General features: G+C 59.7%; 10 protein-coding genes. 4 read left to right on the top strand and 6 right to left on the bottom strand.

The genetic code is table 11. The annotated features are described in order from the left end of the window. Nucleotides 1-38: 38 nt before the first annotated feature. Genes D6877_RS29050 through D6877_RS29040 form a run of 3 tightly spaced genes read right to left on the bottom strand, consistent with a single transcriptional unit; the run spans nt 39 to nt 4,830 of the window. A complete protein-coding gene (locus D6877_RS29050; RefSeq protein WP_130912922.1) occupies nt 39-2,441 on the bottom strand; it encodes an aldehyde dehydrogenase family protein in 2,403 nt (800 codons plus the stop codon). A 1-nt stretch (nt 2,442) separates the two neighbouring features. Then, nucleotides 2,443-3,573: an acyl-protein synthase gene (locus D6877_RS29045; RefSeq protein WP_130912921.1), complete on the bottom strand. Its 1,131-nt coding sequence runs from the start codon at nt 3,571-3,573 to the stop codon at nt 2,443-2,445. A gap of 9 nt (nt 3,574-3,582) precedes the next feature. Beyond that, nucleotides 3,583-4,830 (bottom strand): MFS transporter, encoded by a 1,248-nt coding sequence (locus D6877_RS29040; protein WP_130912920.1) that lies wholly within the window; start codon nt 4,828-4,830, stop codon nt 3,583-3,585. A gap of 300 nt (nt 4,831-5,130) precedes the next feature. Between D6877_RS29040 and D6877_RS29035 the strand changes: the two genes are divergently transcribed. Beyond that, nucleotides 5,131-5,319: a hypothetical protein gene (locus D6877_RS29035; RefSeq protein WP_016770563.1), complete on the top strand. Its 189-nt coding sequence runs from the start codon at nt 5,131-5,133 to the stop codon at nt 5,317-5,319. Nucleotides 5,320-5,337: 18 nt separating this feature from the next. Here the strand turns inward: D6877_RS29035 and D6877_RS29030 are convergent, their stop codons facing one another. Then, on the bottom strand, nt 5,338-5,715 hold the full coding sequence (locus D6877_RS29030) for a fe2+ zn2+ uptake regulation protein (protein ID WP_130912919.1): 378 nt from the start codon (nt 5,713-5,715) through the stop codon (nt 5,338-5,340). A 243-nt stretch (nt 5,716-5,958) separates the two neighbouring features. On the opposite strand from D6877_RS29030, the gene D6877_RS29025 reads away from it, so the two are divergent. Next, nucleotides 5,959-8,298 carry an acylase gene (locus D6877_RS29025; RefSeq protein WP_130912918.1) on the top strand — a complete coding sequence of 780 codons (2,340 nt, stop codon included), beginning with the start codon at nt 5,959-5,961 and terminating at the stop codon, nt 8,296-8,298. 52 nt (nt 8,299-8,350) lie between these two features. Here the strand turns inward: D6877_RS29025 and D6877_RS29020 are convergent, their stop codons facing one another. Next, on the bottom strand, nt 8,351-9,352 hold the full coding sequence (locus D6877_RS29020) for a FecR family protein (RefSeq protein ID WP_130912917.1): 1,002 nt from the start codon (nt 9,350-9,352) through the stop codon (nt 8,351-8,353). Nucleotides 9,353-9,505: 153 nt separating this feature from the next. Here D6877_RS29020 and D6877_RS29015 point away from each other — a divergent pair, with 153 nt between their 5' ends. After that, entirely contained in the window at nt 9,506-9,775 is a 270-nt protein-coding gene (locus D6877_RS29015; protein ID WP_130912916.1) for a PepSY domain-containing protein, read from the top strand. Between the two features lie 60 nt (nt 9,776-9,835). Here D6877_RS29015 and D6877_RS29010 read toward each other — a convergent pair whose 3' ends face one another. Further along, nucleotides 9,836-13,594, bottom strand: coding sequence for a DUF6543 domain-containing protein (locus D6877_RS29010; RefSeq protein ID WP_241662962.1), 3,759 nt, complete (start codon nt 13,592-13,594; stop codon nt 9,836-9,838). Nucleotides 13,595-14,104: 510 nt separating this feature from the next. Here D6877_RS29010 and D6877_RS30155 point away from each other — a divergent pair. Next, a complete protein-coding gene (locus tag D6877_RS30155; protein WP_241662961.1) occupies nt 14,105-14,827 on the top strand; it encodes a hypothetical protein in 723 nt (240 codons plus the stop codon). Nucleotides 14,828-14,920: the final 93 nt, after the last annotated feature.

Genomic DNA, 14,920 nt, shown 5'->3' with positions numbered 1-14,920 from the left:
TTCTTCTTGATTCGAATGAGCAGGCTCACGCTCGAACGTCAGCGGCGTGAGTCGATGACCAGCGGCGTTTTGCCGCTGTGTCTGTTTTGAATGAAATTCGCGGGCGAGCACTGCTCGATGTGCAGGACCAGCAGTCCGCTGTCGATGACGGTCATCAATGTCAGGTAATCGGCGAGACGGGTTTCAGCGATGTCGGCTGCGAGTTCGCAGCGCAGTTGCATGCGCTCGACGCCGTCAGCGCTGTGGTCCAGCTGCAACTGAAACGGAACTTGCAGTCGCGACGCCAATTCGCTCAGGGAGATAAAGTCAGTGCCGATACGCAGCAACCTGCCGTGGCGTTGCAACAGTTCGAAGCGAGGGGACTTCAGCCCACAGGCGCAGGCGCCCGGCAGCCAGCGCCCGGTGTCGCCAATCTCATAACGCTGCACGCGTTGACCACCGTCGCGGGCGAGCGAGGTCACCAGCAGCCGCCCCACCTGATCACCAGCAACCGGCACATCTTCTTCGAACGCAACGATTTCCAACTGCTGGATATCGCTCATCAAATGGAAAATCCCATCGGCCGAAGCCTGGCAGGCATGGCCAAGCGGGCCGGCATCGACGCTGCCGTAGATCGCCGAACGAATCGTCGATACGCCGCAGCTGCGCAGCAATGCCCGGTTCTGCTCGCTCAGGTGCTCGCCACCCAAAAAGACTTTTTCGACACCGCCATAAATGCGCAGACATTCCTGCTCGTTGAGAAACAGGCGATGCAGCGTGGCTGGCATACCCACCAGCACGTTGACCCGCTGATCGATGATCAGCTGGGCAATCTCACGATAATCGTCATCTGTAGGAGCGGCCATGGGCAGGTGCGTCACCTCAAGCAGTTCCAGCGCTTTGCTGAAGCTGAGAAAACCGCCATACAGCCCGCCGCAGAAGAACAGGTTCATGACCCGATCCCGCGCCGGATCAAGGCCACCGGCGAACAGACCGTCTGCGGTTGCGCGCATTTGCCGATTGAAGTCGCGATAGCTGTAGCCGGCCAGAGCAGGGGTGCCGCTGCTGCCTCCAGAACGGAAATACAACTGCGCCTGATCGTTGATGGGCTGGGCGACGAAGGCCTGTTTGTCCATGATCGCAGTGCATGGCTTCGCTGGTAACGGCGCTGAATCGAGACTGGCCTGATTCGACAGATGCGTGGCCTCCAGACACACCGATACGCGTCGACTCAGGCGTTGCAGCGCGTAGACGCCGTCATGGGGTTCGCCTGCGTAACCGTCGTGAATGCCGCTGATCGGTGCGATCCGCGTGACCCCGGCAGCGATCAGCGCATGGCAAAGCTCGACAATGCGCGGTTGAGCACACGCCAACGCACAACTTTGCAGCACATTGCGCCACGGCAGCAGGGTGGCGCTCAGCAGCGCCTGCGGCACTGGATGCAGCAGTACGCTGCGAAACAGCGGTGAAGGCGCAAGCTGCCGGTCGTGCGCCCAGATCACCCGCCAGCCCGCGCCGTTCCAGACTTGCCCGGTGTGACCGGCGAAACTCTGGCCGAGGCGGGCCATCTGCGTGTGCGTGGTAATTTGCGAGGCCTCCTGGATTGTCGGTACCAGTGCCGGCCATTGCGCGGCGCGTCGTTGCAGCGCCTGCGCCAGGCGTTCGCCGATATCGCGCAACACCTGCGGATCATCGCTGTCGACCAGCAGCCATTGCGGGCTCGAGCAGGCCTGCTGATCCAGTCGGCAGACTTCGTCGGCGACGGCATCGAGGGTTTGCGGCGTCGCAGTTTCTGCACAGAGATACACAAAGCTGATGCGATGCCCCCAATCGATCCAGCGACAACCCGGCGCCAGCTGTTGCCGAATCGCTTGCAACGCCGCTTCGCCACCCCATGCCGCAACACCGTTGGCGTGCTTGCACAATTGGCCGATCTGTTCGGTATCAGCCGAGACGACTGCGACGTAACCGGCCAGGTGTCCGCTCGGATCACAGTCCACCAATGCGCTGAGCAGTCGTGCCGTCAGGCCCTGATCGCTGCGGCTGGGGCGCAGCCAGTTGATGTTGCCGGCGAGCAGACTCTCGACCACCGCACAAAAGGCCAGCAACGGCGCGTTGGCGGGAGTGATGTGCACCACCAGCCCGAGTGGGCGCCACGCTTCGAAGCGCGGCTGGCGATAATCGATGCGACGCAGAGAGTCGGGATCGGCGCCAAGTTCGCGCTCGCGTTTAGAGATCAAGGCCTCGGGCCGGCAGAAATCCATCAGGGCCTGACGCTGCTCGTTGTCGAGGGGCAGATTCGTCGGTGCGCTACGCAGTCGGTCGGTAAACCTTGCCACTGCCTTGATGACCTGGCTGCTGTCGATTGCCGTCGCCAAGAGCTGCGGCAACTTTTGTTGCAACTCTTGCAGCGCTTGGTCGAGTTGGTAAACGTCGTGCAGTTGTCCATTGATCAAATACATATCAGTGACTTCCCAATAATTCGGCGGCGGCCATTGCACAGCTCCTGCCCGCCGTGGTGCCGGCGCGGCCGTGCAGTTCGAACCAGTCGCTGGTCAGTCCGCAGCCGCAGCTTGCGCCCGGGTGCAGCGTGGCCAGGTCGCTCATGACCACGGCGTGGGCCGGGCTGGAGGTGATATAGGGCGAGACGAAGCCGAGCAGGCCTGGTTGGCCATGGGGCAGCAGGGAAAAATCTACCGGGTCGCGAATCAGCACCCGCGAATACACCGGCACATGAAAGCGGTGCCGGGCGCATTCGATGTAAGGCACCGCGTGTTCGACAGCGCCATAACCGTCGCGGCAGCGGCCGGGTTCGATGCCCAGTTGCCGATGGATATGCGCGTAGAACTGCTGTTTGGGAATTTCCTGCGTGGCCTGGTTTTTCCAGCCACCGCCAAAAAACGCCAGTGAACCGGCGGGCAGTTGCAGGTCCTGCACAGCGGTAGCCTGCATGCGTTGCAGCGCCTGCCAGAGGAACGCCGGGAAGCCGAAAATCCTTACCGGCAAACCTTCTTCAGCGAATGACTGCAACGCGGCGATGACGCCGAACACGTCGAACTGATGGCCGCTACCGGTGCTGCGCAAGGCATAAACCACGCGATTGGCCGGGGCGAACTGACAGAGAAACTGGTCGGTGAACGACGTTCCCAGGGTAATGCGCCCCTCAGGCTCATAGCTGAGCAACAGGTAATTGCACGGCGTATCGGGAGTGTCCCAGCCGTAGTGGCGAAATATCTGCGCAACCATGAACTGCGCCCGAGCAAGACTGCGTTCGTCGTAACGCATGCGGCTTTTCTGCCCGCTGGTGCCTGATGAAGTCAGTTCGAGGGCGTCCGTCCCCGTGCTGCTCAGCAGCAGGTGTTGCTTGAAGAAACTGGCAAAGATCGGCGGCAGACGCGACCAGTCATCAAGGCTGTCGAGATCCTTCGGCGCCAGTCCATGAACGCTGAGCCAGTGGGCGTAACCCGGGGTGTGATCGCAGTGAAAGCGGCTGATTTCAGCCATCGCCCGATCAAACAGGTCAGCCGGGGCGGAATCAGCGCAATAGGGGGCCGTCAACGCGCAGAGCGCGTCGGCAAAGGGCAAGTCGATCATCAATGTTCCTTATTGAGGCGAGGCGACATCCGGCGTGGTGGTTTGCAGCAGTCGGTACACCATGGGCAGACACATCAACCCGCCGAACGCGGCCCAGAGAGCGAAGTATTCAAGACGGCTGCCGCCACCGATGGCCGCGATCAGCGAACCGCCAAGTCCCATGACGGCGATCGAGATCATGCCTGTCAGCGCCGACACCAGGCCTTTGCTGTCATCGCTGGAAAACAGCGCAATCCGATACACCGCCGCGTTGCTCATGCCCAGCCCGACGGCGTACAGCGCCAGGCTGGCGACCACCGGCCCAATCCCCACGCCGAGCAAGGCGCATGCCGCCAACAGCAGCAGGCCCAGACAGAACGGCCAGAGCGCCAGTTGAATCAATTGCTGCAATGTATGGGTGCGCAGCACGCGGTCGAGAAGCAGGTTGCCGGCAATAACCGCGGCGAACACCGGAATCTGCCACAGGCCATATTCCAGCGGCGTCAGCTCCAGAACCCGTACCAACAGCAACGGTGCCAGGCCAATCCAGGCAATCAGCGGCAGACTCATAAGGCCCAGCGCCAGACTGGCGCAGAGAAAGCGCGGATTGCCCAACAGCGTGCCATAGCGTTGCGCAGTGAGACGCCAGGAGAAAGACACTGTCGGGTTTCGATGCCCGTCGCGGCGCTCGACGCCCACGGTTTCCGGCATCCACAGCAACAGGCCGAGCCAGACCAGCGCCGCTGCGAAACCAAGCAGCAGAAAAATCTCCCGCCAGTTCAGCCATTCCAGCAGCAGGATGCCAAGCAGCGGCCCGAGCAGCGGCGACAACAAGGCGATATTCCCCAGCAGGGCCATGAGCCTGACCGCGTCGGCTTCGCAGAACACTTCCTGAAGCGCCGGATAACTCACCGCGACGACAAACCCCAGGCCCATGCCCTGCAATACACGTAACAGGTTGAAGGCTTCAATGCTGTCGCTGAAAAATGCTGCCACACATGAACTACCGAACAGCGCGCTGCCGCTCAATAACAGTGGCCGGCGCCCGAATTGATCGGACAAAGGCCCGAGTAACCATTGCAGGCAAACACCGCCCAACAGATACAGATTGAACGCATTGGGCACGTGCCGCGCGTGCGCCTCAAGTTCGCTCGTGACATCCAGCATTGCCGGCATGATCACGTCACTGCCCATATACGTGAGAAGTTCGAAAGTGGTCAGCGCCAGACAGAAACCTGCAATCTGGCGGGGGCTGATGTTTATAAGTGTGCTCTGCATGAACATCCCTGTTTTAACAGCTGTGGAAAGTTCGCAGAGCCTAGGTGCAGACACGCGGCTCACCTAGCCGTTTGCTGCGTCAGCAGATTTCAAAAACTCTCGGCATGTTTACAGGGTCGGCGCAGCGCAAGAGGTGTTTGCAGTGGAGCGAGTGGTGGTGCCGTGCCTTGCGGTTGAGCCGCATGCAGCCAAAACGCTTCGGCGGCTGTAACATGACAGCCCGTTTGCAGCGACGCGTCCGCGCATCGGCAAGCGCATGAACATGCGCGCAGATCTATTCCAACGTTTCAGGAAACCGCAATGACCCAGAAGCAACGCTTGATTTATTCGATTCTGATCGCCCTGTCCGTGTTGGCGATCATGCTGGGCCTGTCCTGGCTGCAAAATGCCGGGATGATCACCGAGAAGACCTTCCAGTACGTCGCCATCGGTGTCGCCGTGGTTGTGGTGGTGATCAATGGTGTGATGCGCCGCAAGGTCAAGCCGTAACGGCGGGCGCCCAGGGCCTCATTCGTTGTTGAGGACTGCCGCAGCCTGTGGGTGCAGGCTGTAACTCTTGTCGGCGTTGAAGGTGATCACGCCTTCGGCGCACAAGCGTTTAAGCACTTCGCGCACGCTGAGAAAGGACAGCGGCACATCGAGATCGAGCAATTGACCATGCACACCGCGCACGCCCAGGCGACGATTGCTCTGAGCCGCCACCAGCAGGGCATCGATGACTTTCAGCCGAATCAGGCTGGTGCGCAGGCCGAAACTCTTCAATAACACGCGAATACGCTCATTGCCCGGACGCTCGCCGCGCTGAGGGAAACTGCCGGTGTGCGAACTCATGGAAACGCCCTGTGGCGTCTGGCTACCGTCCGATGGTAGTTGCGAGTTGTACATGCGATTACTCCTTTTCAGAGCCAGATCGGGAAAGGTTTTGTTGCGCTCTCTAAACAAGACGTTTCAGCACGACAAATCATGAAAGAAAAGATGTAGAAATTTCGTCGCTAATTCGTCTTGGCCGTGTGATGACGGCTTTGCCTGGATGGAATGCTCGCTAAATTTTTTTCATCAGTTTCGTTTCTTCGACAGGCTCATTGCGCGTGGACGCGTGGGCAATTGACCTTTCGAGCAGGAGCGAGCGTGATCATTTCCAGGCAACTCACCGGGCTGGCCCTTGCCGGCACCCTATTCGGACTGAGCCTGTCGGCCCATGCACTGAGTCCGGCTGCACAAACGAGCGCGGACATTCGCCGCACCAGCTTCGGCGTGCCGCACATTCGCGCCGAAAACGAACGCGGGCTGGGTTTCGGCATCGGTTACGCCTACGCCCAGGACAACCTGTGTTTGCTGGCCAACGAAATTGTGACGGTCAACGGCGAGCGCTCACGCTACTTCGGTCCGGAGCAGTTCACTGTCGAACAGCGGGAAAACCGCGTCAGTGATGTCTTCTTCACCTGGCTCAATACCCCTGAAGCGGTCGAGACCTTCTGGCAGGCGCAACCGGTGCAGGTCCGCGACCTGGTCGAAGGTTATGCCGCCGGGTACAACCGCTATCTGGGCGAACGTCGTCAGCAGGGGCTGCCGCAGCAATGTCAGGGTGAGTGGGTGCGTGATATCAGTGCCCGCGATCTGGTCAAACTGACGCGGCGCCTGTTGGTAGAAGGTGGGGTGGGACAGTTCGCTGAGGCTCTGGCCGGCGCCACGCCGCCGCGAGCCACCGCGCAAGTCGAGCGCAACGCCCAGGCGTTTCAACTGGCCGACGCACGTCAGCAACGTTTCGCCCTGGATCGCGGCAGTAATGCCGTGGCGGTCGGCAGCGAGCGTTCATTCAATGGCCGTGGCATGTTGCTGGCCAACCCGCATTTCCCTTGGGTCGGCGGCATGCGTTTCTATCAGATGCACCTGACCATCCCCGGCAAGCTCGATGTGATGGGCGCTGCGTTGCCGGGCCTGCCGATGATCAACATCGGTTTCAACCAGCACCTGGCCTGGACCCATACCGTCGATTCGTCGAAACACTTCACGCTGTATCGCCTGCAACTCGATCCGCAGGATCCGACCCGGTATCTGCTTGACGGCAAGTCGCTGCCGCTGAACAAACAGACGGTCACCGTGCAGGTCAAGCAGGCTGACGGCCAGATCGTACCGGTGGCGCGCAACATTTATAGCTCGCAGTTCGGTCCGATCGTGCAATGGCCGGGCAAACTCGACTGGGACAAGCAGTACGCCTACAGCTTGCGCGATGCCAACCTCGACAACGATCGCGTACTCAAACAGTGGTATGCGATGAACCAGGCCCGCAATCTCCACGATCTGCAAGACGCGGTGCAGAAGATTCAGGGCATCCCGTGGGTCAACACCCTGGCAGCGGATGACAAGGGCCAGACGCTGTACATGAACCTGTCGGTGGTGCCGAACGTCAGCGCGGAAAAACTGGCCAAGTGCAGCGACCCGCGTCTTGGTCTGCGCATGATTGTGCTGGACGGCTCCAACAGCGGCTGTGCCTGGGATATCGATCCGCAAGCGGCGCAGAAGGGCATTTTCGCCTCCAGCGAGTTGCCGCAACTGTTGCGCAAGGATTTCGTGCAGCATTCCAACGACTCGGCGTGGCTGGCCAACCCGGCGCAACCGCTCACCGGCTATTCGCCGCTGATCAGTCAGGAAGGACTGCCGCTGGGCCTGCGCTCACGATTCGCCCTTGATCGTTTGGGCGACCTGGGCAAAAGAGGCCCGCTGGCGGTCAAGGATCTGCAAAGCATGGTGATGGACGATCAGGTGTACCTGGCGGCGCAGATCATGCCGGACCTGTTGAAGTTCTGCGCCTCCGATCTGGGCAGCGATGCGGCGACACTGAAACCTGCCTGTGCCAGCCTCAAAGCCTGGGATGGTCGCGCCAACCTGGATTCCGGACTCGGTCTGGTGCATTTCCAGAACATCATGCAGGCGCTGCTCGAGTCGCCGGACATCTGGCGCGTCGCGTTCAACCCGGCTGATGCGCAACACACTCCGCGCGGCCTTGCGGTCGAACAACCGGCCGTGGCCAAGGCGCTGCGTGAAGCGATGCTGGCTTCAGTCGCGCTGGCCGGCAAAATGGGCCTGGAGCCGGACATGCGCTGGGGTGACATCCAGGTGGTCAGCAGCGGCGGGCAACAAACGCCGATTCACGGTGGGCCGGGTACGCTGGGCATTTACAACGCGATGCAGAGCATTCCCCGCGAGGACGGCAAGCTCGAGGTGGTCAGCGGCACCAGCTACCTGCAAGTGGTGAGCTTCGACGAAAAAGGCCCTCACGCCCAAGGGCTGTTGGCATTTTCGTTATCCAGTGATCCGGCGTCGCAATATTCGCGTGACCAGACCGAGGCGTTTTCGAAGAAACAGTGGAGTGTCCTGCCATTCACTGAGCAGCAGATCAAGGCGGATCCGCAATATCAGGTGCAGACGATCAAGCTGGATCAGGCAGGGAAGGTGGCAGCGCAGTAAACAGTCGTCGCCTGAAACAAACGAAGGCCGCCTCCCGCAAGGGACGCGGCCTTCAGCTTTTCGGCGGACGCTGCGGCATCGAGTTGATCACCGGATTGCCTTCCTTGTTGCGGGTCAGGTAGACCGGCAGCACTTTCGGCAGGGTGTTGGCGAGGTTGTTCATCTCTTTGATGTTGTAGACGCCGCCCACGCGGATCGCGCCGGTGCTGGTGTCGGCGAGCATCAACGGCTTGTCGAGGTAACGATTGATCAGCGGCAGGGCGTCGTGAAGCGCAAGGTTGTCGAGCACCAGTCTGCCGCTGCGCCACGCCAGTGAAGTGTCGCCTGGGTAGGTCTGGCTGATCTGCGGGGCGTAATCGCCATGTCGGTAGCGTGCCTGCATCGAGGGGCTCAGGCGCAGGCCGTCGCCCGGCAGATCGCGATTGCTGCTGACCAGCACCGAACCTTCGACCAGATTGACCCGCACCTGATCCTCATACATCCATACGTTGAACCGGGTGCCGGTCACGCGGATCTTGCCGTCGCCGGCACGCACTACGAATGGATGCCCGGTGTCGTGACTGACGTTGAAAAACGCTTCACCCTTGTTCAGGGTAACGCGACGTTCATGTTTGTAATTGCTGAAGGTCAGGTCGGTGTTGAGGTTGAGTTCCAGCTGGCTGCCGTCACCCAGCGTGACCCGCCGCACACTGTCGGTGGCGGCGTAATGCTGATAACTGTTGGGCAGCCAGCCCAGACTCCAGCCGCTGTAAGCCGCCAGCGGCAGGGCGAGGGCGCATGCTGCGGCAATGACCGCGAACTTGCGCCACGGTCGCGAAGGCTTGCGTTGTGCGGCCAGCTCACCCGGCTCGGTTCGAGGCAGATCCCCGGCCACTTCCCAGATTTCCTGCATCGCTTCGTATTCAAAGGCATGCAACGGATGGGCTTCGTGCCAGGCTTCAAATGCGCGACGCTCCTCGTCCGTGCAGTCAGCGGCGTGCAGACGCATGCACCAATGCGCGGCGGCATCGGTGATCGCATCGTATTCGGCTTCCGAGAGAGTGTCTTGGGTCATTGACTCGTCCTGATTTCGCTCATTCTAACCTCGCCGGCAGGCTGCCGAGAACATCCGTCATGGCATTTACCCATCAACGTGGAACTTATTTTTCCCTGTGGCGCCCAAAAAAACAGGAAGCAACTGCCTACTATCCATAAATGGAGTGAAAAAATGATCAAAACGACATTCGCAGCCCTGATTGCCACCGCCGGTTTGCTCAGCGCCGGTGCCGCCCTGGCCGACAAACCGGGCGCGGGCTGGATAACCATCGAGAAAGCCATCGAGGTCGCCAAGACCAAGGCCGGCTATGTCGAGGTCTATGAGATCGGCGCTGACAATGACGGTTACTGGGAAGGCGAAGGGCGCAAGGCCGATGGCAGCGTCTATGAGTTCCGTATCGATGGCGCTTCCGGCAATGTGCTGCGTGACCAGAAGGATTAAGCCTCCCATACAGGTTGTTGGAAAAGGTGCGCCGGCGTTGAGCCGGCGCACCTTTTTTGTTTACGGCTCAGGTTGCGAGGATGCCGGTTGGCTTGGGACCGGTGCAGGGAGCGGGATGGGTGTCGGAAGGGGATCCAGATCCTTGCCCATTTCGCTGATGAGCAACGCGATCGAGTCGGCGTTGGCCAGATGGACGTCGATGCGTGCCTCGCCCGAGAGACGATTGCGAAACGCTTTGCGCGCGTCTGCGAGATTGGTGGTTTTGGTAAGGCTGAGTATTTTTTTGTATTCATCGGCGCGCGACGGAATCTGGTCCAGGTCAGTCCACACCGTGTCGCTGGTTTTCTCTGCGAAAAGGTGCGGGGCAGAACGCGACAATGAATTTCGCTGACGCTCAAGACTTTCCAAGGCAAGTTGACCCATGTCGGTTGTGGTGTCGATAAGGCTGGGAAATGGCCCGATTGCCTGTACCCAGACAAGATCTTCGCTGGCGCAGACCAGATGCGAAAGTTCGTGGATGAGCGTCACCGCGCGGGCGTGAGAATCGACGCCGAATCTGAAAGGTAAATGGGCGGTGTAACCATCCATCCCGGGATTAAAAAAAACTTCAGTAAGATGGATGATTCGCTTTTTGTCGTTTTTGAAAACAAAGGCGAGGATATTGCTGTCAACGTAGCCATTGAGTCCCGCGTAGAAACGTTCGGTAGAGAGCAAATCATCTCTGGGATCCATCAATTCGCGGCAAATAGGGATGGCTACGTCCTCGAATTTCCTCAGCAGTTCAGGCGTAACCTGAGTCACCTCAAAAAAGCTTTTCAGCAGCGTTTCCACCCTTGTGCCGCCCAGATTGTCGCGACTTATGACGAAGTTATGCAGGCACTTCAATGCGTACTCTCTCGCCCGAACCACCGCTTGTTGTATCACGTAGGCCCTCGCGGGGTAACGACGATTGATCTGAGCCATTCCTCTCGCCTGGATAAGCAATTCTATGCGTCGGTTTTTCTCGACATCCTGCTGCACGGGGTCACGGTGCGTGGACCTGGAGCAATGGGCCGGGTGGTCCGCGCTGGCGACTACCAGTCGCGAGTTTTTTACCTCGAGTGCTGGCCCCTGGCTGCCGTCTTTTTTGCGCAAATGCCAGGTTTTCTCGGCCTGGGCCACCGCATAGACCTTGCCGGCAATAGCCGCATACTTGTCAGTTGTCGAAGGGGCACTGTAGACCAGCTTTTGCGCGTCAAGCTTGAGGGTTTCCAGTGCGGTGCTGGTTTCATACGGCTGCAAATTGACGCGAGCGGCCGCAGTCGGCGGCATTTTCGCCCAGCGCGGGGCTGCTTTGACCGTTGTGGCGACACCGGATGAGGGCTGCGCGTGGGCGGCAAATTCAGTGGTCGCCGTTTCTGCTTCGTCTTCCCAGGACAAGCGTCCCAGACTGAACAGAGAGATGGCCCCTGCGATGAAACTCTTCACACCATTGGCCCAATGGTGGTCCTGAAGGTCTTCAGCGGATTGCTTGAAGTCCTCAAAGCTTTTCCAAAGGAACAGCAACGAGGCGAGTTTGCCTGGCAGCACGTGCGGAACCAGACGAACACCGTGACTGAAGAGAAACTTTGCCGCTTCCCAATCCGCCTGGGCATTGATCTGCGGCTGACTGCCGAGCATTTTCGGCAGAAGTCCGAGGGTGTCCTTGTGCAGCCGTTCAAGCACGTTGCCGCTGATAGCTTGACTTCCAACAGTGATCTCGCTGGATTTGCCAATCGTCGTTTTCAGCAAGTTTCTGAATAAGGCCTGCTGCCCCTCCGGCAGACGCCGAATGATCAGATCCTGGAAGTGCCCCGGAGTGTTCAGCGCATCAATCAATTGCGCTTGGTTTTCAAACTCGCGAAACACGAATCTGGAGTAGGGTGCATAGAGCACCCGTGGGCCGGTGTGCCCCGATCCTGGCCCGAAGACATACAGCCCGAGTGTGTCGACGGGATCAGCGCCACCGGTCTTGATCAATGACAGCGGGCAGACAATTGCCTGGGCGCCCTCGACCATGGCCCGAGCCATCCCGTCAGGCATGTCGAGCACCTGGCAAATGTAGTCGTAACCGTTCTCGGAGAGTTGCTGTTGCAGCTTCAACGCGTGTGCGTGTTGCATCAGTTGCCAGGGCACCTGACGGAGAAACCGCTGTTTGCTGATGCGCGCCGACTCACTGTCGCCGGACAGTGCGGCGGTCACTTTCCCTGCATAGGTCGTGGATACTTCCAGAGACTGCAGCAGCTGCTGCACCGCGGATTGACCAAAGTTTTTCGGTAGCGCCGTAGCTGTCTTCGCGGTCACTTTGAAACCGGTACCCTGCACGATGTTGTAGTGATGCAGGGCAAACTCCACAAGGTCGCAGGCTGTACCGGCCAGCGTCAGGTTCGGGGTGATCTGGATGTCCTGCGGTTTGAGGCGGTTGTTGGGGAATCTGGCGTCGAGCAGTGTCTTCAGTGTCTGCTCGACATGAGTGGCGAGTGCCGGAACGCCCTCGAGAAAATCCTTGCCTTCAAAAAATGCGTGGCGCAATTCATCCAGCAGTGCGAGTTGCGTGTGTTGCTCTTTCGCCGGGGCCATGCGCAACCAGTCCGGGTAGTCCAGATGGCCGGCAACGGCGCGAGCGAAATCAATGGCTCGGCGCAGATTGGTATCGATGACGGTGGCTTTCATGTGGCCGAGGAACTTCGCCAGCGTGGCTTCGTCCTTGATGCACGTGCGGAACAGATCACACTCGTCCATGTAGTGCTCGATAGCCGATTGCATGCGATTGCTCGACACACTTTCTTCTATCAATTGGAACGTGCCGAGCGTGTACTGCTGGCCCATGCGCCGTTGCTTGGATGGCAGATTTTCCAGCAGGGCCTGGCTCCGGTTGTTGTTATTCAACCGACCTTGCAGTTGTTTGCGCGCGGTTTCGATATCGTCGAACGATTCCAGGCCATCGGCTGGCGTCCACATAAGGGCGCGTCCGGAATGCGCGACGTCCATGCCACCGCGCTCGGTCAACAGCACGCAATGAGCAAGCGGCAACGCGTCATTCTGGCCATCGCATCTCACCGTCATTGACCAGGCATCCGGACGAAAACCATTGAGCGATTTGCGCTCGGCGCGCGTCGCGTTGCCTGTGTCGAACACGGTATCGACGATCTGTCGTTCGGCTTCCAGCCACGTACCACCGAGGTTTCTCAGCTGGGCTTCGCCGCGTATGGCCGCTTCGAAAGCCTGGGCCAGTTTCCAGCCAAGGCTCTCGACAAAGCCGCGCTGCTCACGACTGCTGGCAGTCGGCTGGTTCTTGAACTCAGCGCTGAGGTTGTCCAGCGTTCGTTGCAGTTTTGTCAGCAATTGCGCAGCCTTGTCCGCCTGCACCACTGACGATGGCGGAGCGCTGGCAAACAACGGTCGGGTGCTCCAGCGCTGATTGACGTCAAGCTTGAGCAGGCGCTGATGGAGCATTGAACGGATATCCAGCGCCTTGTCGAACAGCGCGTGAATATCGCTGGTGCGTTCGCTCTGGCGAAACCGCTGCAGGACAAATTCGATGTTTTGCCGCTGCTTGGTGAGGATTGCCTCAAACAGGGTCGTCATGATATCGCCGCCGATGTTTTCGCCTGACACCTGAGCATTGGCAAAACCCAGGTAGCGATTGCGCTCTTCGAGGTTCATCAGCCCGTACAGCTCGTCTTCGTGCCCCGCAGCACCGAGCTTGGCGGTCAGCGTTTGTTTGAGGTCGGCGTAGTTTGTGAGCACTTGCACGCCCTCGCTCGGAGTGTAGAGATAAGCCTTGTCGTGGTTGATCATCAGCGAGCCGGCCAACTCGACTTGAGCAGTGCCCTCGCGCAGGCACACGGTTTCGTACGCAGGCCGCCGCACGGCCACGTTTGGCTCGCGGATCAGGCTGTGCAGGGCGTCGAACTCACTGGCTGAAAGAATCTCCGTTTCGCGCTTGATCATCAGGTCCGCGCGCGCCTGATCCTTCAGCGTCTGGGCGAAGAAGGTGCGTCGCGGCGAACCCTCGAATGAAGCGGCATTCCAGTAGCCCTCGAGCTGCCGAAACAACAGCATGGTGAGTTTGCCCGAGGCCAGGATGATTGCAGCTGCCCACGCTGATTGATCGCCAGCGCTGGATAGACGGGCCGGATGTGAAAATTCGACAGTCTGACCGTGTGCCCAGCCCTGACGGCGAAAATGCAGCAACAGCGCCTCAGGCAGTGAGCGCGAGTCGACCCACTGCTTGCCTGCGCCGGAAGAGGCAGGCGGCGCAGCGGCGTAAAAACCGACCTGGGTGAGCGACTGCTGCAGATCGCCAAAGTGAGGCTGGAGCTGTTCGTCGAGGATTTTCTCCAGCAGGGTGGTGAGCGACGGCAGGCGTTTCAGTTCGTCCAGCAAGTCACCGGCGCAACGCTCCTGAGAGCGTGTAATCGCGGTTTGTTGATCGTCGAATACATCTCCCTCGATGGTCTCGCGGGTGATGGTGATACCGCGTTTTTCCACCAGCTCCTTGCGCTGCGAAACGCGGAGAAACGCCAACAGGTCATCCTCTTCAGTGGCGTTGTCGAGCCGCGTTTGCAGGGCCAGCGTCAGCGCTTTGTCATCGCTGTATTTCTTCAGCCCATCGTAGGGGGTATAGAGAAAAACACCGTTGTCATCCGGCCCGGCACCGAGGATGAAACTGCCGGCCAGAGCAACGGCCGGTTGTTTGTCGGCGTTGAGCAGAATTCGCTCGGCGCGCATTGGCGGGGTTTGCGCGTTGCGCAGTTCGTGGCTCGCCAGCTGTACGTGCGCGAGCCAGGCGAAATCTTTGCTGTTGAAACCGTGAGCTGTCGCCAGCGCACGATGCAAACCTGGGAAATTCAGAATGTTGGGGAACAGGAGTGGTGCGGTCGAACTGGACATCATCAAAGCTCTGATCGGGGCGCCCTTGGGCCGGGACTCAACAATAGAGGCGCGGCCCGCAGCACTTGCGGTAGAGAGTTACCGCACGTGCCGATGCGAAATGTGCGGCAGGACGGCCGCGATCAATCGAAGGGTTGACAGCCGACAGCTTCGACGGGGTTAATCGGTGGGCAAACCGACCGTACGCTGTTGTTCCCTCCAATAATCATTCTGGAGCTTCAGATGTCTGCG

It is taken from the genome of Pseudomonas sp. Sample_9 (assembly GCF_004307535.1).
In the GTDB taxonomy this organism is placed as follows: Bacteria; Pseudomonadota; Gammaproteobacteria; order Pseudomonadales; family Pseudomonadaceae; genus Aquipseudomonas; species Aquipseudomonas mercuritolerans.
Note: the sequence above shows the minus strand (reverse complement) of the source record. Positions and strands in the feature narration are given on the sequence as shown.